The organism is Aliikangiella aequoris, from assembly GCF_053709105.1.
The window spans coordinates 2,526,030-2,544,411 of sequence record NZ_CM132298.1; the positions used below are offsets into that span (position 1 = coordinate 2,526,030).

General features: G+C 39.8%; 15 protein-coding genes. 6 read left to right on the forward strand and 9 right to left on the reverse strand.

The features are described 5' to 3' along the window. Positions 1 to 243: 243 nt before the first annotated feature. Positions 244 to 1,221 (reverse strand): transposase, encoded by a 978-nt coding sequence (locus tag ACUR5C_RS10900; RefSeq protein WP_454465153.1) that lies wholly within the window; start codon positions 1,219 to 1,221, stop codon positions 244 to 246. 379 nt (positions 1,222 to 1,600) lie between these two features. Between ACUR5C_RS10900 and ACUR5C_RS10905 the strand changes: the two genes are divergently transcribed. Together ACUR5C_RS10905 and ACUR5C_RS10910 are read left to right on the forward strand one after the other, a co-directional pair. Then, entirely contained in the window at positions 1,601 to 3,313 is a 1,713-nt protein-coding gene (locus ACUR5C_RS10905) for a hypothetical protein (RefSeq protein WP_454465154.1), read from the forward strand. A 158-nt stretch (positions 3,314 to 3,471) separates the two neighbouring features. Further along, positions 3,472 to 4,512: an IS481 family transposase gene (locus tag ACUR5C_RS10910; protein ID WP_454465155.1), complete on the forward strand. Its 1,041-nt coding sequence runs from the start codon at positions 3,472 to 3,474 to the stop codon at positions 4,510 to 4,512. 941 nt (positions 4,513 to 5,453) lie between these two features. Here the strand turns inward: ACUR5C_RS10910 and ACUR5C_RS10915 are convergent. Beyond that, positions 5,454 to 6,587, reverse strand: a complete 1,134-nt coding sequence (locus ACUR5C_RS10915) for an ATP-NAD kinase family protein (protein ID WP_454465156.1) — start codon at positions 6,585 to 6,587, stop codon at positions 5,454 to 5,456. Next, positions 6,580 to 7,176 (reverse strand): elongation factor P hydroxylase, encoded by a 597-nt coding sequence (locus ACUR5C_RS10920; RefSeq protein ID WP_454465157.1) that lies wholly within the window; start codon positions 7,174 to 7,176, stop codon positions 6,580 to 6,582. Before ACUR5C_RS10920 ends, ACUR5C_RS10915 begins: the two co-directional genes overlap by 8 nt. A gap of 375 nt (positions 7,177 to 7,551) precedes the next feature. Between ACUR5C_RS10920 and ACUR5C_RS10925 the strand changes: the two genes are divergently transcribed. Next, positions 7,552 to 7,800, forward strand: a complete 249-nt coding sequence (locus ACUR5C_RS10925; protein WP_454465158.1) for a hypothetical protein — start codon at positions 7,552 to 7,554, stop codon at positions 7,798 to 7,800. Between the two features lie 16 nt (positions 7,801 to 7,816). Here the strand turns inward: ACUR5C_RS10925 and fabR are convergent, their stop codons facing one another. Continuing rightward, entirely contained in the window at positions 7,817 to 8,428 is a 612-nt protein-coding gene (fabR, locus tag ACUR5C_RS10930) for an HTH-type transcriptional repressor FabR (RefSeq protein ID WP_454465159.1), read from the reverse strand. 367 nt (positions 8,429 to 8,795) lie between these two features. On the opposite strand from fabR, the gene ACUR5C_RS10935 reads away from it, so the two are divergent. Then, positions 8,796 to 9,962: a fatty acid desaturase gene (locus tag ACUR5C_RS10935; protein ID WP_454465160.1), complete on the forward strand. Its 1,167-nt coding sequence runs from the start codon at positions 8,796 to 8,798 to the stop codon at positions 9,960 to 9,962. A 156-nt stretch (positions 9,963 to 10,118) separates the two neighbouring features. Next, the gene (gene glsB / locus ACUR5C_RS10940) at positions 10,119 to 11,051 is read left to right on the forward strand and encodes a glutaminase B (RefSeq protein ID WP_454465161.1); all 933 of its coding nucleotides are present in this window, start codon (positions 10,119 to 10,121) and stop codon (positions 11,049 to 11,051) included. 135 nt (positions 11,052 to 11,186) lie between these two features. Here the strand turns inward: glsB and ACUR5C_RS10945 are convergent, their stop codons facing one another. The 5 genes from ACUR5C_RS10945 to ACUR5C_RS10965 form a co-directional block, all read right to left on the reverse strand. Then, positions 11,187 to 13,394, reverse strand: a complete 2,208-nt coding sequence (locus ACUR5C_RS10945) for a M4 family metallopeptidase (RefSeq protein ID WP_454465162.1) — start codon at positions 13,392 to 13,394, stop codon at positions 11,187 to 11,189. A gap of 576 nt (positions 13,395 to 13,970) precedes the next feature. Continuing rightward, a complete protein-coding gene (gene prmB / locus ACUR5C_RS10950) occupies positions 13,971 to 14,909 on the reverse strand; it encodes a 50S ribosomal protein L3 N(5)-glutamine methyltransferase (RefSeq protein ID WP_454465163.1) in 939 nt (312 codons plus the stop codon). A gap of 70 nt (positions 14,910 to 14,979) precedes the next feature. After that, a complete protein-coding gene (locus ACUR5C_RS10955; protein ID WP_454465164.1) occupies positions 14,980 to 15,738 on the reverse strand; it encodes a lysophospholipid acyltransferase family protein in 759 nt (252 codons plus the stop codon). 58 nt (positions 15,739 to 15,796) lie between these two features. Next, positions 15,797 to 16,267 (reverse strand): phosphohistidine phosphatase SixA, encoded by a 471-nt coding sequence (gene sixA, locus ACUR5C_RS10960; RefSeq protein ID WP_454465165.1) that lies wholly within the window; start codon positions 16,265 to 16,267, stop codon positions 15,797 to 15,799. A gap of 46 nt (positions 16,268 to 16,313) precedes the next feature. Continuing rightward, the gene (locus tag ACUR5C_RS10965) at positions 16,314 to 17,318 is read right to left on the reverse strand and encodes an adenosine kinase (RefSeq protein WP_454465166.1); all 1,005 of its coding nucleotides are present in this window, start codon (positions 17,316 to 17,318) and stop codon (positions 16,314 to 16,316) included. 168 nt (positions 17,319 to 17,486) lie between these two features. On the opposite strand from ACUR5C_RS10965, the gene ACUR5C_RS10970 reads away from it, so the two are divergent. Beyond that, on the forward strand, positions 17,487 to 18,344 hold the full coding sequence (locus ACUR5C_RS10970; RefSeq protein WP_454465167.1) for a 6-carboxytetrahydropterin synthase: 858 nt from the start codon (positions 17,487 to 17,489) through the stop codon (positions 18,342 to 18,344). Positions 18,345 to 18,382 lie beyond the last annotated feature (38 nt).

The window sequence follows — 18,382 nt, forward strand, 5'->3', positions numbered from 1 at the left end:
GATATTTCCACGTGATATTAATTGAATAGCTAATAGATAAATAACAGGACATCCATTTTCATACCTGCTTTATGTTACACCACCACACTATAACTTTAAAGCGCCCCAGTCTGCGTTTTATGAGAATAATTTTATCGAGTTAGATTCGTTCAGGACATTTTTCGGATAGATATTAATTTTCAGGATACACTAAACCTCAGCCAAGCTGATTAGGGTATTATGAGTTGATGAAATGTGATTTATCTAAAGAAACAATCGCTGACTTGCAGAAAGCCCTTTGACTAACTTCCTTTCTGCTACATCCATAAAATGCGTAATCGCACTGGGAGAGCCAATGACGCTGAGTTGCGATAAATCGTCTTTCTGTTTCATTAACGAAACAAACTCCTCAGCATGGAGATTAAGTCGGTTTAGTATTGGCGGTGTATCGCTCTCAATATAACCTCGTTTTGTGGGAAGTATCGCACGACCCAGCCAGTCAACTAGTTCGATATAGTCTTGTTGGGTTACGTTAATTGCATTTTTATGTTTTTGTTTTGATTGGGTGAGTTTGATTAAGGGGATTGGGGTTTGAACTTTGGCTTTTAGTTGTTGTTTAATCCGCTGTTGAATTGAAGTAAAGTCAGACTTTTCTGGCGTCTTCGCCATTTTGGCTCGGATGGGATTTAAGTCGACATAGCCCATTGCGGTGATAACTGCGGCTTCATCTAACAGTGGTTGAGATTTGAAGCGTCCTTCCCAGAAACGGCCTTTACATTCATCTTCTTTATTCGCTTCTCTGGCCAAATATTCATTTAAACCGCGCATAAACCAAGAGATATCCATCAGTCGCTCTCGCCATTCTTGAATCATGTCTTGAGCTACCTCAGCGATACCTTGCGCCTGTGGATTTTTAATATACTGCTGTACCACAGGCGGAATCTTATAGAGCCGTTTCCAGCGCCGAATAACATTGGCCTCACTCCAACTCTTAGCTTTGTCGTCATCGACTCTAAGCACAAGGTGATAATGGTTTGACATAATGGCGTAACTCGCGACTTCAATGGCAAAGGAGTCTAATTGATAGGCTATTCGTTCAATAATCCAGTGTCTGCGATGTTCAAAATTCTTTCCAGAAAATTTATCTTCTCCACATAAAAATGCGCGCCTAACACAACGAGAGATACAGTGGTAATAAGTGGTTGAAGCTAAATCAATTATTGAATTGCGAGCGCGAGTCATCGTTGAAATTCCTTCTAGTTTGATATCCTTTTAAACCAAACTAATAAAAACTCGCGTCGCCGTCAAATTTATCTTGAGATGTTTTTTGAAAAAGTTGTGGGTGTCCCTTTTTTTTTTTTTGCTTTAGAGCTTACCGAGCTCACTCAGATAAAAAGGCTAAAACGATGCTACCATAGTATGATCTGTTTTCAAGCACTATTTATAACCGTTAAAGCATATATTGAGCCACTTTACAGTAATTTATAACCAATGATTTTTACACAATTCAGTGTAAACTCACTAGTTATGCACTAAGCTTAAAGACGAACAAGCCTCGATTACATAGAGATTAATTCGTTTAGCCATAGAAAAACTGAGAACCGGTAGGAGTTAATCAGTTATGAATAAAATTTTAATTTTTACTCTTCAAGCCTGCATAATTCTTTCACTAATCACTACTATTACCTCTTGTGCATCCGGACCTACCGCCGAAGAAAAAGCGCGCTGGGCCGAAGCCAGAAGAATAAAAGCAGAGCGAGAGGAAAGAAATACCGATTTGCTCGTTGAGTTATTTATGAATGAAATTTGGAATAGACCCATTAAAGAATTTATGGAAAATAAAAGTCGAGTAATAAAGGTAAATGCTCCGCTTCAACTGACTAACGATAGAATTGAATATACCCCTCAACAATATCATTACAAGGGGGGGGCGCCAGGTTATACGAGAAAATGTCATCCATCGGACAAAGCACTAGATTCAATGGGGTTATGGGTCCACACGGAAAAAATTAAGAGCAGTAAATCTTTTGATGGTTCCGTTAATGGAGAGCGGACTATTATACGAGTCGCGTTAAGCTTTCCATGGTTAGATATTTCTCGAGATTGCAAATATGCCACCCAACCTCAACTTGGTGCTGAATCGACACCATTTCTGCTTAGTTATAGCCCAAAAGGGATAATATTTTCTCAACAAGCGTGGACTCTCAAAAACAAACTGGCCAGCAAAGGCGTACCGTTAATTTATTGTACCCAAGGCATATTTACCAATCGCACTCGAGATCCCGATTACGCTTGGTGCACGTTTAACAACATTCATACCACCGGTGAGTCATTTGATCTACAGCTTTCCACTTATCGTAACACACTACGCCAGCTTGCGGCCTATTTCTATATAACGCCACAGGATGATATCAATCAAACTTTCGCACAAATTTATATGGCGCGTTTTCAGTCGCCAAAATATCTAGCCGGTGTAATGAGAGTCAATAATAAGAAGCGAGGCATCCGTCAGAAAAGACGAGATATTGCTCTAGAGGAGGAAGCAAGGCTTGACGCTAGATTAGCAGCGGAGGAGCGACGGAGAAAAAAGGCTCGGTCAGCAACTTTACATAGTTCATTTACGGAAGCTGTAGCTAATTTTAACAACTCGCCAATTGGACTGGCAGATCCAAAGATACAAGCGCTAGGAAATAACAACACAAGAAAACAAACAAGAGATAACAAAGAAGTGCTTTCCTATATACCTCGGGGAGAGCCAAGTCCCGCCCTTTTAAATCAACGATACCAAACATGGTGCGCTGAGCGAGGCGGTAGTTACGACGAAAGAACAGGAAGTTGTAAAACGTCATCAATATCCAGTGTTCAAAAATCGAAGCCTAAACAACCGTCACCCTACGAGTTTGAAAAACAAAACTGTTTAAAGGCCGGAAAAACATGGCGCGAAGGTGGTGGCTGCAATTATGCCAATGATGTTGCGGTTAAAGGCTGGTCTCAAGGTAATCGAGCCAAAGTACAATCAAAAAACACTGCAAATAGTCATCAATCTATGATTAAGCAACAAGCAAATAATTCAACCACCAACCTCAATGAAACAGCTGCAACTTCTACGAATTCAAGAATTTCGGATATCAACAAAAACTGTTGTTACGATATTGGACTTAGCGATAAAGCTTATGATGACGCACTTGAGAAAGCTAAAGCCAAAGCAAAAAAGGTTTGCGCAAGAAAAGGAGAGAAGCTTGAGCCTATCGATCTATTTGATGAACAGGTGCCATCTCCAGGTTTCAAATTCAAATCAAAACTAACATACAAGTGTGGTGTGGTGATTGAATGAGTGATAACTCTTAAAGAATAAATGGCTGAAAAGGATAATTACGATGTTCTTTAGTTGTATTAGTTCCGACTTCATCTGACACTTCAGCTTGACCAGAAGAGAGTTACCCGTTTTGATAAAGGTGTCGAATCTTTAAATCAAAACAAAAGGTAACTCTCATGCTACATACTAACAATCCAATCATTAAACACAAAGCAGGTTTATTAAATCTAGCTGAAGAACTCAATAATGTCTCCAGAGCCTGTAAGGTGATGGGCGTTTCACGAGATACATTTTATCGTTATCAAGAACTGGTTGAAGAAGGTGGAATTGATGCCTTAATCGAAAAGACCAGGCGGAAAGCCAACCCTAAGAACCGAGTTGATGAAGCGACAGAACAAGCTGTTGTGGCCTATGCGATAGAGCAACCAGCATTTGGCCAGCATCGAACAAGTAACGAGTTGCGCAAACAAGGCGTGTTTGTTTCTGGCAGCGGTGTTCGTTCAATTTGGCTTCGTCATGATCTGGAAAACTTCAAAAAGCGCCTTAAAGCACTTGAGGAAAAAGTCGCTAATGACGGTATCATTTTAAGCGATGCGCAAGTTGCTGCACTTGAAAAAAAGAAACATGATGACGAAGCTTGTGGTGAAATAGAAACTGCTCATCCAGGCTATTTGGGCTCTCAGGATACGTTTTACGTGGGTAACCTTAAAGGTGTTGGTCGAATTTATCAGCAGACTTTTATTGATACATACAGCAAAGTCGCTTTCGCCAAACTCTACACAACCAAAACGCCAATCACTGCGGCAGACATACTCAATGACAAAGTGTTGCCATATTTTAATCAACATGAATTGCCTATGTTGCGCATTCTGACTGATCGTGGAACCGAGTACTGTGGTCGCGTAGAGCATCATGATTATCAACTTTACTTGGCAATCAATGATATTGACCATACCAAGACAAAAGCCATGTCGCCGCAAACTAACGGCATCTGTGAGAGGTTTCATAAAACAATTTTGAATGAGTTTTATCAAATCACATTTAGGAAAAAACTTTACACAACGATGGAAGAGCCACAAAAAGATCTGGACGTTTGGATGGAATACTATAACAATGATCGAACTCATCAAGGTAAAATGTGCTGTGGCAGAACGCCAAATGAAACTTTACTTGATGGTAAATTGATTTGGGCTGAAAAGAATTTAGCTCAAATCTAAACTGACAGATACCGTTAAAAAACGGGTAACTGTCAGATCAAGTCTGAGCTACTACACTTTAGCTGTAGCTAAAGAAATAATCGCTAACTTGCAGATAGTCTGTTACACACAATAATTTACTGAGTCTATTTTACAGGCATAAAAAAGGCAGCTAAAGCTGCCTCTTCAATTTTTTTCTATCGTTCCAAGTCTAATCCTTCACTTCTTCCTTAAAGTTCCTACGCTCTTCCTAAGTTCCTAACTCAACTCCATTGACAGGTAATCCCTTTACCTAAATCCTTACTATTTCCTTATGCAACAATTCCATTTGCAAGCTCAATCCTTATGAGCAGCGATCCTAGTCCTTTCTTTCCTTGCTAAAGTCCTTAATCATCCTTGTGGCTCAAAATCCTATTTGAGCCTTGCTTCCATGCTAGCTATCACCCTGACAGCGCCTTAGTCCGTTATCCCTTAAAGTCCTTTTAAGTCAATCCTTCAACTAAGCCTAACAAAATCCGTTTTGTCTGCTCCTTTTTATCCCTAAATTTGCACACTAGCAAAACAACTTCCCTAACTCATCCTGAGTAACCAGTCCCTTTGGCAGATCCTGAAATTCTCACTTCGTCCTTGAGTCTCCATTCACCTTGCTTATTCCCTAATCCTTTGCAGCGGCGACAATTGAAAGTCTATAGCTTTTTTGATTATCTACAATAAGGATAATTCTAAAACCTTATTTCAACTAATCACTAAAAAGCCTTGTTTGAAAAATTTAGTGTTATAAAACAATGCGTTAGTAGTAGCCAGGTAAAATAACGGGAGAAAAGCTTAGGCAACATTAGGCAATATCCCACGGCTTTGTGAGATATCTCGCACAAACACAATGGCGATTGTCTTACATGCTTTAGATTGAAGGTGAGTTGGTATCACTCAAAATGGGCTACAAAGTGATTTTGTTGGAAATTTTAACTTTGCTTTCTCGCCAAACAAGCTACCGGATAGACCACAAAGTCTCGATAGCCTGTGGTAATCCGCTTAGGACCCTCTAGGGCAATATCTAGCTGCGGATCACCGGTATCCGTTAATAAAGGTTTGCCCTTTAATTGTTCTAATTTAGACTTTGTGGCGATAATTTCAAAGTTTTGCCAACCCGCCGTTTGAATAACTTGCGGTGACAACTGGTGATTACCTCGGCCAAGTATGTGCCCTTGTCCACCAATAACCGTGATAATAAATTTCAATTGTTTACCCGACGCCAAAAGCGCTAGCAAATCTTTCTCAACCGCGTCAGCTTTGTAAAGCTGTTGTTGAAACACAATATCAGAGCCTAATAAGGTATTTTCTAGTCCTAACTGCTGCATAATTGCAGCACAAGTTGAGCCTGACCCAATAACGTAATAAATATCGTCTTGCATTGCTTCTATAACTTCTGCAGCAATATCTTCTAAAACTAGGGCTTCAACTTCTTGACCGCCACTTTTTACTGCTTGCACATACTCTAAAGCGCTTGGAATATTTAAATAGCCAAATTTCTTTGCCTTTACAATGCCTTGGCGAAAGCTGGCTTCGTCTATATCCATTACATCGGCACTGGTTAAACTTAAAATTTTACCTTCAATTAAATCGCGAACAAGCAATCCCGCTGCTTGTGCAGAAATAGCGTAAACGCCGGAATGAATCTTCACTCCTGCTGGAATGCCTAAGACTAACTGCTCTTCTGGGCACACTTCAAAAATATCACGCGCAGTGCCATCGCCTCCAGCAAATAACACCAAGTCGACCTTTTCTTTTAACATGGCTTTCAATGCAGCTTGAGTGTCGTCAGAAGTAGTTACGCTGCTGGCTTGATAAACCACTTGGTAATTAAGTTTTAAATTTTGGCAAAGTGTTTCTCCCATTTCACCACTGGCCGTAATAACTTCAAACTTATCCTTTAATGCAGCCACTTCATTTAAAGCATTGCGGGATTTATCTTGAGCCAACTTGGGTGCACCCATCGCTAACGCTTTATTTCTGATGGCCTCACCATCGCTACCTTTAAACCCCACTCGACCGCCAATACCAGCAAATGGATTAATAATTAAACCTAACTTAAACATGCATTAACCTTTTGCTTGATTTGGGTTGGTTTGGATTCTTTGCCTGCGTTTCTTGGGCTTGCTTACCCAGCCCAAAACCACTGGGCTTAAAATTAATTTGAGCAATCGCTTGCAAAAGTATTTGGGCATCAATGGGTAAACTAGAGTTACTTAAATAGGCTTTTCTTTGCGCTGTAACCCGCTCGACAAACTTAGCCGAAGGACCTAGCTTTAACTCAATATTGTCTGCGGAAAAATGAAATGAATGATCTAAGCTATCAGATAATATCCATTCGATGGCTTGTGGCTTTACTTCAACCTGTTCAAACGCCGCTTGCTGCTCTTGGGTGCGGCCATCTGGCGCATACCAATAACCATAATCATCAAGCTTCCTGCGCGCAGTGCCTGCAATAGTCCAGTGGGCAATTTCATGTAATGCCGAGGACAAAAAGTTTTCTCTAGAATAGATAATGGCCGGTTCATCTAGTTTCGCTGCAGCATAAAAAGGCTCGCTGGCACCAACCTGCAATAAAGTATTTCGCGACTCTCGAAAGGTTTGATTAAACAACGCTTGCAAGCGTTTTAACTTTAAAACTTCAATATTATTCATACAGATTAACGCTAACTGCCCTACAAATAAGCTTCTTGAAGCCATCGCTATAAGAATTACCAGGTCAATTGAGGTTGAAATAAGACGCTGATTTAACCGAGAGCCAGATTATACCCGAAAAATTTTGCTGCAACGCAAAATAATTGGTCAAAAAACACGCATTTCCCGTGCCTAAAGTCCAACGATTGACTATAATTAGGGAATCTAGCCTTTTCACAGCGGTTTGAAAAGCGATTTCTTATCGTGTTAGTCAAATTAATTGAATTTCCATAATTTCGCTAACCAGCAAGAAATAAAAACACTCTAATTACTCAGTCGTATTGCCTTAGTTTTAAACTAGCAAGGGCAAATTAAGTAACAGGTTATCAACTAAAAATGAGCGAACAAATCTTAAAAGTAGAAAGCGATCCTAAAGACGCTCAATGTGTTTTAATTACCCTGCGCCATCAGCCTAAAAAGCTGCGGTTATGGGGGCTTAAACATCCCAAGGTTGTCGTGTATAAGGGCCATGGCGATAATTGGTATCGTTTGCCTACATTTAAACCTGCCCCGCGAAGGTTGGTTACGTTATTAAAAGCCATATCTTACGGCCCTCAATTTAAACACCTCAGATACAAGCTGTAGTTTAACGGCAGCCGCTTTAACTTTCTTTTTGGTTTTTATATGTTTTAGCGCCTGCGGCAATAAACCTAAGTTGCATTACGGCCCTTTCGGCGATCACGTTACGCTCTGCCTGAGTGGCATCTAACGATTCTGCGCCTGCATTAAATACCACGGCAACCATAGCCTCTGCTTGTGCGTAAGCGACTGCTTTAGAAAACCCGCGACTCACCATATAGTCACTAAGCTCTACAATAAAAAATCGAATTTCTCGTGCTACCGCATTACGTAAAACTTCCGCTGTTCCAGAACGCTCGTGAAACAGAACACGAAAAATATTAGGGTTTTGCTCAGTAAACTCCATAAAGGTGACCACTGAGGTTACAATCACACTACCGCCCGCTTCAAATCTTTTGCGTGCTTTACGCATTAATTGGCGCAGCGCAAGACCACACTCATCCACTAAGGTTAAGCCGAGCTCTTCCATATCTTTAAAATGACGGTAAAAGGAGGTAGGTGCAATGTTTGCCTCTCGCGCAACCTCTCTTAGGCTAATACTTGCAAAGCTTTTTTCGGCGCTTAATTGGCCCAGCGCTGCCTCAATAATACAGCGGCGTGTTTTCTCTTTTTGCTGACTTCTTAAATTACTCATTCAACACTCAACTAGAAACCATTAACTTAGATAAATTAATAAAAGCTTTGGTTTTCTAATTTGCGGCCGATAGAAAATTTAATCACTTTGGCACAGTGTACACCAAGCGGGCCTGATTTTTAAAATTTCAGCTAACAATTGTAAACTGAATTGATTTTAACTGCTCCGATGTCTATACTGTCTAAAATTGAGCGTACACCTGTACGCAAGATGTTGATTTGATCGCTTAAGCCCAGATTTTTAGCTTTATTAAACCTAGGGCTTTGTCAAACCTAAACAGGCCAATGATGGCCGTTGGTCGAAGCGAAAAATCACTTCATTAAGCAAGATGTAATTAATAGCACTGCAAATTGGTAGAAGACGAAACATGACAAACAGCCCGCAAAATGCCCCTAAGCCTAAACTGATTTGGCTTAATATTTTAGTATTTTCAATCACTTTTTTAGTCGCTTTTATCGGAGTACCTGTTTACAGCTACTTTTACGATTTTGATACGGCTACTATCTTGGCCTTTATTATTGCGACCGGCTATTGCGGAATGTCTATCACGGCAGGCTATCACCGCTTATGGTCCCACAAGTCATATCAGGCTAGCAGCTTGGTGCGCTTTATCTATGCTATTGGTGGCGCATTTTCAGTGCAAAATAGTATTTTGCACTGGAGTTCAGACCATCGAATTCACCACCGCTACGTCGACGATAATGATCAAGATCCCTACTCTGCCAAACGAGGATTTTGGTATTCTCATATAGGTTGGATGCTGCGTGAGTACCAAGCACATCGATACAATGACTACAACAATGTTAAAGATTTAAAAAAAGACCCTATCGTCATGTGGCAACATAACCACTATCTTGCGCTAGTGTTACTCACTAATATTGGTATTCCATTAGTCTTTGGAATAATCAATGGAAATATAATGGGGAGTTTATTGCTAATTGGTTTTATGCGTTTAGTAATTAGTCACCATGTTACTTTTTTTATTAACTCGTTAGCGCATATGTGGGGCAAACAGCCTTATAGCGATAAAAACACTGCCCGAGACAATCCAATTGTCGCTTTATTAACTTATGGCGAAGGCTATCACAACTTTCATCATGCTTTTCAATACGACTATCGTAATGCAATTAAATGGTGGCAGTTTGACCCAACCAAATGGCTAATCAAAAGTTTAAGCTGGGTAGGTCTCGCTTCTAATTTAAAGAAAATCCCTGAAGAAAAAATTGCCAAAGCGGTTGCCGCAAGACAGTTAAATTTAGCACAACAAAAACTAGCTACGCTAAGGCTGCCTGAAAAAGACAAAGTTATTCAAGCGATAGAAAGCGAATATGACGAGTTAATCTTAAAAATGAATCAGTTTTATCAGGCAAAAAAGCTCTGGGTTGAGCATGCCGCAGAAAATATTGCTGAGAATGTTGAAAAAAGCCAACTAACTAAGCAATACCAAGATTTAAAACGACAATATAAAGAAATGAAGTCGAGTTGGCTGGCTCAGCAAAAAAATTGGCAAAATTTAATTCACCAATATGCTTAGAGCAGCATAGCAAGTTGCTGAACTACAAAAGCCGTTAGTTGACGCTAAGCTTAAGTGATAGGCTTTTTGTTTGGCCTTGCTAAGACTTCTTGAAGCACAAAAACTCTTTGCGTATGATGAGGTATTAATATTTAACTCTCACATTAGCAGGAGCCTATGCCACTCGACTTAAGCCAAAAAGATTTACAAAGCCTACTTAATTCAATTGAAGAAAAAAGTAGAAAGAAAATAGGCTTAGGTAAAGTCGCAAACTATATTCCGCTTTTAGCTAGCGTTAATCCTAATCAGTTTGGGATTGCACTGTGCGACATTAATGGCAACATCACTTCTGCTGGAGATGCTCAAAAACCATTTTCAATTCAAAGTATCAGCAAACTTTTTTCGCTGGTTATGGCCATGCAAATCTACGCCGACAAAACTTGGCTTAGAGTTGGCCGAGAGCCCTCTGGCCAAAGGTTTAACTCATTAATTCAGCTAGAGAGCGAAAATGGTATTCCAAGAAATCCTTTTATAAACGCCGGAGCTTTGCTCATTTGCGATTTATTGGAATCACGCTGCTCGACACCTAATTTTCAACTTTTAAGCCTGTTAAGAGAGCTAGCAAATAATCCAAACATCCATGTCAACACCGATGTTGCCTTGTCTGAAATGCAACATGGTTCTCGCAATGCTGCCATGGCTTACTTAATGAAGTCTTACGACAATTTTCATAACGAAGTAGATACAGTACTACGCAGTTATACGCACCATTGCGCAATTCAAATGAACTGCATCGACTTAGCAAAGTCAACTTTATTTTTAGCCAACCAAGGTAAGACTATCCAAGGCAAAAGCATACTTACTCCACAACAAAGTAAACGTATGAATGCCCTTCTGGTCACTTGCGGACTTTATGATGCAGCAGGTGACTTTGCCTTTAGAGTAGGACTTCCCGGAAAAAGTGGTGTCGGAGGTGGAATCGTTGCAATAAAGCCAGGTCAATACAGTGTTTGCGTTTGGTCACCGGAGCTTAATCAAGCAGGTAATTCTTTAGCGGGTACACATGCCCTTCAATTATTAACTAACGCCTTAGGAACATCTATTTTTTAGCTTGCCAATGGCTCGCTCATAAAAATCGCATAACAACTAACTTCTAACTCGTTTAGATTAAAGTATTGCTAAAAGAATATATTTTTCTGATAAAAAAAGAGGAGCAAAGCTCCCCTTTTTAAACGTTGCTAAAAGCTACTCTGGTGTTGCAGTGTAGTTTAAGGTAACGCCTGATGACGCATTATAGCCTCTTATACCAATATACCAAGTAGTTGCTTCTGGGTTGGTGAAACTACAAGTTTCATTATTACCCCAACGATAAGGTCGGCAATCATAACTAGAAGTCGTTGGCTGGGCACCTTTTCTTACATAAAGATCCGCATCGCCGCTTCCGCCAGAAATAGACACATTGAAATCAGCATAACCTGCCGCCAAAGTCACAGAATAGTATTTCATTTGACCTTGAGAAACAGAGATATTCGAAATCGTTTCATCGATAGGGTCAGGGCCTGTTCCGCCGCCGCCTGGGGTATAACTACCCACTAAGCTTACTCCAGAAAAAGAAGTATAAGCCTTTACTCTCACATAATAAGTTCCACCCGTTGCCGTTCCGGTACAAGTTTCATTATTACCGTTGCGGTAAGGTCGGCAATCATAGCTTGAGTCGGTAGGAGTTGAACCAAACTTAACATATAAGTCAGCATCACCGGTTCCACCACTAATACTAAAGCTAATGTTAGTTGCACCAGCCGGTACATCAAGCGTGTAAACAATATCTTGACCTTGCGACTTACCCAAGCCACTCACCGGTACGCCATTAACTAACTCATTGCCACCAGGAGGTGGAGGATTGCCACCACAGTCTGTGGTACTCCCATTAGAGTTGACTCCAACCGCTGCTAATGCATCTTTAACATCATCGCCGTTATAGCCTAAATCACATGCTGCATCAATTGAACCATTACCGGCAATATCCCAGTTAGTACTGGCAGTCCAATACTGTTGGTTAGCTAATGCGAAAACTTTAAAGGCTTTTTGCACATTCCAGCCAGCCTTATTCGCAAGCAAGTAAAAGGCTTTGTTATAAACACCTGAGCTATGATGAACATCCATTCCAGAAGTGTAATCTGACTGATGGCCAATTGAACGACCGTCTTTAGTCGGATCATCCATATAACGCAAAGCGCCATTTCCTTTAAAAATTTGAGCGCCAACTAAAAAGTCATTGCTACCATTCATAAAATCTTCTGCGGCCTCACCAGCCATATCAGAAAATGCTTCGTTTAAGCCTCCAGACTTACCAGAGTATATTAATCCAGAATTTTGCTCAGTAAAGCCATGACTTACTTCATGTGAAGATACATCTAAACTGACAAGTGGGTAAAAAGTTGTGCGCCCATCACCAAAAGTCATGGCGCTACCATTCCAGAAAGCATTTTCATAATTATTTGAATAATGCACACGCATTTGTAACTGAAAACTTAGCGGCGGAGAACCAACCCAGCTGTTATACATGTCATAAACAACACCACCAAAATAATGCGCGTCATTTAATGGCGAATAAGCACCATTAATTTGCTTATGGGTGTTTTCTGGGCAAGTAAAGCTGTAAGCCGAACTACCAGAAGTTCCGTGATTTAAGTTGACGGTTTTTACATTGCTATTTTGCATAGTACAGGTGTTCCCTGACTGCGCAACATTCATATAACCAAAGTCAGTTCCATACTGATACTGACCGGTTTTTTGATTTCCGCCAGGGCCAGTAGCATTAGCCGTTTGCAAGTTGTCCATTTGATGTAAAACCTTTCCCGAATTAGCATCAATAATCATATATGGACGAGAAGGTTCATCAGCATACTGCACAAAGCTAACTTCATAAACTAGCTTCGCTTTACCATTTTGATCTTGCCAGATTGCAAGCCGCGAGGTTTCATTTTCATAGCTAACTTGTGATTGAGCCGACGAGGTTAAACCATTATTTAGCGAGCTGCGCTTAGCAATTTGTATGGCTTTGTTTAACGTCAACTTAGGAGAAGTTGATTTAATGTCGTCAGCAATGCCGTTGAGCACTGCGCCATGAGCTAATCGAAACTCTCCATTGTTGTAACGTGAAATCACGACGTCATCACCAATGACCGGTAGGCCCTTATACTTTTGTTGATATCGTACGGTATTCGTTCCGTTGGCATTCGAATAGCTTTTACGGATCTCTAGTGATTCTCCAGCACTCAGCCCAAGCATTGAAGGTAAATTACTTGATAACAAGGTGGGAGAACTATTAACAAGGTTATTTTTATAATCGTCTTTTTCTTGCAGAAAAACTTTTTCTGCAGCATTAACGGCGGTTGCGCTAAGGACACTAATTGCTAGTGCGCTAAGCACAAACTTTTTGTTGTTATTCATATTTTATATTCCATAATTTTAGTATTTTAAATTTATAGAAAACATACTACTCAATTATTTTCTGCCGAGAAGCGTCTTAGATACATCTAAAGAGCCAACTAGACTCTACAGAAGTTGCCAGCAACTCCCCAAATAAGCACTTGCAGTTATGAGAACCAGTTCACGCTTTTGCTGTATATTTATTCACCTATAGAATAAGTTTTTAACTTAATAGCAATTGCTTGTGTAATGTAAAATTCACTTGAACAAGCTGATTGTGTTTTTGCTAAGCATTTGAATAATAATGTAAAATATTAGTTTTCATTAACATAAAACTAATATTATAAAAAACAGTGCTCAATTAAATTGAAGTGGTATTTTGTTGGGTTAAAACAATCGCATAGCGAGAATTAAAGAAGAACTAATCACGGATATTTTTGGGTACCAGCATTGAATTTTGCCGGTAGTTAAGCCCCAGTTTGCCAGAAAATAAAACAAACCTTGTTATTAAAATTAATCTTAGCGCGCGACGGCCGACTTAACTATTTTTTAGTACAATTAAATCGGCTCTGGGTAAAAAAATTGAGGCTATCTTAATTAATCTTTATTGATTAATTCAAGTTGGGCTTTAGTCAACAGAAACACGCCTAAGCCACCGCGCTCAAATTCTAACCAAGTAAAACCTAATTGCGGATAAAGAGCTTCTAATGCACCGGCGCTATTGCCGACCTCAACAATTAAAATGCCATCGTCATTTAAAAACCTCGCCGCTTGGGCAAGTATTTTTCGGGTAATATCTAGTCCATCAATACCTGAGACTAAACCGAGTTTAGGCTCCGCTAAGAACTCGGCGGGAATTTCGTCAAAGTCTTCTTCATCAACGTAGGGAGGGTTAGAGACAATAATATCGTATTGTTTCTCTGGTAAGCTATTAAATAAATCTGATTGAAAAAATGCGACATTATCTTGCTGTAAACGCTCCCGATTAAGCTCGGCAACTTCTATACAGTCACTACTAATATCGCTAGCGTCAACTAATGCATCAGGAAAAGCTTGTCCACAAGCAATGGCAATACAACCACTACCCGTGCATAAATCTAAAATGTGACTCACCCGATTAGGATCAATCCAAGGCTGAAAATGGTTTTCAATTAATTCCCCTATGGGCGAACGTGGTACTAGTACTCTTTCGTCAACATAGTATTCAGTACCACAGAAAAATGCTTTATTGGTTAGATAAGCCAAAGGTGTTTTATTATTCACGCGCTTTAACACTCGAGTAACAAGAAGCGTTTTTTCTTCGCGCGTTAACTTCGCCGACCAGAGTCGTTCAGGGTAATCAAATGGTAACTCTAATGATTGTAAAACCAATGCAACCGATTCGTCCCAAGCATTATCGGTACCGTGACCATAAAATAAATCAGCGCTCTCAAACTGTGAAAAGCTCCACCTAATCAGGTCAAGTATTGAACTTAAATCTTGAACAGCTTGGCTAGCTTGGCTCTGGCTTAATTGCTCTTTTTTAAACTGACTCATTGCTTCTATCCTTTGTGTATTCGCTTAGGCTAAGTTAGGCAAAACTTACCTGACTCTATAGAGTTATTATTTATGTTCTATTTTGGCCTAAAGCAGTTAGCATTTCTAATCTAACTTTTTCGATTAACGCTTTTCGGCTATCAATATCATAATCTGCAGCGTCTACCGGCTGGCACACCTCTACGTTAACATCTTGGTTTAAATACAACGAAAGATCAGTACCCGCCTGAACTTTATGAATATCTTTAATTACCATAGGAATAATTAACGCTTTAGTTTCAATAGCGATATGAAACGCGCCTCGTTTAAAGGGCGCAAGTTGACCATCTTGAGACCGTGTTCCTTCTGGCGCAACCCACAAAACGACACCATCAAGCATTTTTTGTTTTGCATTAACTAAATCTTTAAACGATCGCTCTCGATTATGACGGTCAATAGAAACAAACTCACCACGTCTTAGCGCTGCGGCAAAAACAGGAATTTTAAATAGCTCTTTTTTAGCCAACATGCGTAAACTTTTTTTAACGACTAAAATACTAATGGGAATATCATATAAACTACTATGATTGCACATAACCACTAAAGGCCGATCAGTTTCTAAATTTAAATGGGCTTCCCCTACCACTTTAAGTTTTACTTTAATCAAACCAACCAACTTTTTAGCCCAGCCTTGCATAGACTCATCAACTTTGGCTCTGTAGTCTTTACAAAAAATTGACTGCATTACTACTTTTGATGAATACCAAAAAGTATACACGCCAGTCATAAATGCAATAATTAAAAATTGAATTTTTCCGGCTTTTTTTATTTTAACTGCTGATTCATTCATTAATTTTTCTTAATTCTATTTCAAGTATTTAACAATTACCTGGACTTAATTTTTCAAGCTAATTTGAACTAGGTAAATAACTTTTCACTAGTTCAAAGTACTTCCCATTATTTTCTAAATGAACAACTTGAGCCGTTTGAAAACCAAATATTGCGCAACTTGGCGCAAGATATTGAGTTAGTTTGGCGACAATTGGCATGTGACTCACAACCATTAAATTTGAATGTTCGCTACAACTTAAATAATCACCTAATACTTGATGATCTGCAAAGTGTACTAGCATCTCTTCCGTCTCAAACGGCGCTGACATACCTAGCCCTTGGTGTACAAGTTCTGCTGTTTGCTGGGTGCGTTTAAAGGGGCTCACTAACATATACTCAGGCTTAATTAGTTCACGCTTTAGTTGTTGCGCAATATCTAATGATTGCTGATGTCCGGTTGAAGAAAGCGCGCGATTAAAATCCGTGTCAAAATCTGATTCGGCTAAACCGTGGCGCATTATCCATAAGTTTTTAATTTTAACCGGCATACCTGGCTCCAATCAGTCAAATTTAGTGGTTACTTAGCTTAACTGATTAAGTTAAGCTTTGAATATAGCTTTTTACTTTAGCTACACCCTCTGCATTTAAACGCGGTCCAAACTGAGTCACGAGTAAAGACGACGCATAGCTCGCAATTTGTCCCGCTTGTTGTAACGAAAATCCATGGGTTAAGGCGTATAAGAAACTACCCGCAAATAAATCTCCAGCACCATTGGTGTCGATAGCCTCAACAGTGTGACCCGCTATTTCAATTAGCTGCTGCTTGGTCGCAACGACTGCGCCTTTAGGGCCTAAAGTGACCACAACGGTTGTAGCAAACTTTAACAGCTCGTTTAGGGCGTCTTGCAAGTTTGACATTTGAGTAAATAAAGTTGCTTCATCATAATTAGCAAAAATAATCTCAACGCCATCACCAATGATTTGATCTAAACCGGCCCTGCAAAATTTAACCATATTAGGATCGGATAATGATACTGCCATTTTGGTTGATGTATTTTTTATCATATCTTTGGCTGCATCCACCGCAGACAAAGCACTAGGCGAACTAGCCAAATAACCCTCAACATACACATACTCAGACTGAAGCAAGGCTTCTTTGTCGAGCTGATTGGCGTTTATATCTCCGGTAATACCCAAAAATGTATTCATGGTTCTATCGGCATCGGGAGTAATTAAAACGAGGCACTTTCCAGTTTTACCGTCACTTAATGCTTCCGAAGCTAAATTACTAGCAACACCGTGGTTAAGTAAATCATCTCGGTAAAAGTGCCCCGTTTCATCGTTAGCAACTTTACAAGAATAGAAGCATTGCGCGCCCAACGATTGCGCACCAATAATGGTATTAGCAGCACTTCCCCCACAAGCTCTTGAATGCTGTTTACCCTTAAACGCCATAAACAACTCACCTTGGCGCTCTTCTTCAATTAGGGTCATCACGCCCTTTTCCACTTCTAAACTCGCCAACTCTTCAGCTGTTGTTTCTATTTCAAAATCAACTAGAGCATTGCCAATGCCATAAACTTGATATTTAGAGGTCATTCAATCCGCCTTATTTGGAGTATATTAAACTGGCTGGCTAGTCCTGTGCGTACTAATCTTAAGCCGATACACAGAGATACTTGGTGATAGCCGTTAAAGTAAACGCATTTTAGCAGATTAGTATGATAAAATTGCACTTATACTAATATTTTTATTAATGAATGACTTATGCAAGCACTATTTGTCGACAACTTAACTGTGATTGATTTTTCTTACTTTGACCCAGCCCGTGGAATCGTAGGAGAAAGCCTTATTCTGGACGTTGAACTGTTTGGAGAACTCAATCAAGAAGGCATGTTATTTGACTTTTCGTTTGTCAAAAAGCGCATTAAGTCATCGGTTGACTCTTTGGTTGATCATAAATTTTTAGTTGCTAAGCAATATCCTAAGCTAACCTATACTGAAACACCGACTCAATTAAGCCTAAACCTAGAGACGTTGCAAGGCGACCTAATAGAGCATATTAGCCCGCACCAAGCGGTACACTTTGTTAATGCTGAATATGTCACTCCGCAAGCCATCGTTGACTCTATTCAAGACGAAATAAAAAAGATACTTCCTAACAACGTTACCAAAGTAAGTTTAAATTTACGTGAAGAAGCCATAATTCAAAATGAGTTTTATCACTACAGTCACGGTCTCAAAAAGCATTTTGGCGACTGCCAAAGAATTGCCCATGGACACCGTTCAAAAATAGAAATATGGGAAAATGGCGAGCGCTCTCCCCATTGGCAAGCGCATATTGCTAAAGCATGGAAAGATATTTATTTAGCCACCGAAGAAGATATTATTGAACGCAAAACAATAGACCAAACTAACTACTTAGTTTTTCAATATCACGCTAATCAAGGTTTATTTCAGCTGATGATTGCAGAGCAGCGCTGTGACATTATCACAACAGATACAACCGTTGAGTTAATCGCTGTTCATTTAGCAAACTATTTAAAAAAGCAAGCGCCACAGTCTGCATTTAAAGTAAAAGCTTATGAGGGCGTGGATAAAGGCGCTATTGCAATCGCTGACTAGGTGATTTTGGCGTCAACTTCCGCTACATTTTTAGATTA

Bases quoted from the DNA above. Each gene is read 5' to 3' on its own strand.
- ACUR5C_RS10900 (WP_454465153.1), bottom strand. From the start codon at position 1,221: ATGACTCGCGCTCGCAATTCAATAATTGATTTAGCTTCAACCACTTAT.
- ACUR5C_RS10905 (WP_454465154.1), top strand. From the start codon at position 1,601: ATGAATAAAATTTTAATTTTTACTCTTCAAGCCTGCATAATTCTTTCA.
- ACUR5C_RS10910 (WP_454465155.1), top strand. From the start codon at position 3,472: ATGCTACATACTAACAATCCAATCATTAAACACAAAGCAGGTTTATTA.
- ACUR5C_RS10915 (WP_454465156.1), bottom strand. From the start codon at position 6,587: ATGTTTAAGTTAGGTTTAATTATTAATCCATTTGCTGGTATTGGCGGT.
- ACUR5C_RS10920 (WP_454465157.1), bottom strand. From the start codon at position 7,176: ATGAATAATATTGAAGTTTTAAAGTTAAAACGCTTGCAAGCGTTGTTT.
- ACUR5C_RS10925 (WP_454465158.1), top strand. From the start codon at position 7,552: ATGAGCGAACAAATCTTAAAAGTAGAAAGCGATCCTAAAGACGCTCAA.
- fabR (WP_454465159.1), bottom strand. From the start codon at position 8,428: ATGAGTAATTTAAGAAGTCAGCAAAAAGAGAAAACACGCCGCTGTATT.
- ACUR5C_RS10935 (WP_454465160.1), top strand. From the start codon at position 8,796: ATGACAAACAGCCCGCAAAATGCCCCTAAGCCTAAACTGATTTGGCTT.
- glsB (WP_454465161.1), top strand. From the start codon at position 10,119: ATGCCACTCGACTTAAGCCAAAAAGATTTACAAAGCCTACTTAATTCA.
- ACUR5C_RS10945 (WP_454465162.1), bottom strand. From the start codon at position 13,394: ATGAATAACAACAAAAAGTTTGTGCTTAGCGCACTAGCAATTAGTGTC.
- prmB (WP_454465163.1), bottom strand. From the start codon at position 14,909: ATGAGTCAGTTTAAAAAAGAGCAATTAAGCCAGAGCCAAGCTAGCCAA.
- ACUR5C_RS10955 (WP_454465164.1), bottom strand. From the start codon at position 15,738: ATGAATGAATCAGCAGTTAAAATAAAAAAAGCCGGAAAAATTCAATTT.
- sixA (WP_454465165.1), bottom strand. From the start codon at position 16,267: ATGCCGGTTAAAATTAAAAACTTATGGATAATGCGCCACGGTTTAGCC.
- ACUR5C_RS10965 (WP_454465166.1), bottom strand. From the start codon at position 17,318: ATGACCTCTAAATATCAAGTTTATGGCATTGGCAATGCTCTAGTTGAT.
- ACUR5C_RS10970 (WP_454465167.1), top strand. From the start codon at position 17,487: ATGCAAGCACTATTTGTCGACAACTTAACTGTGATTGATTTTTCTTAC.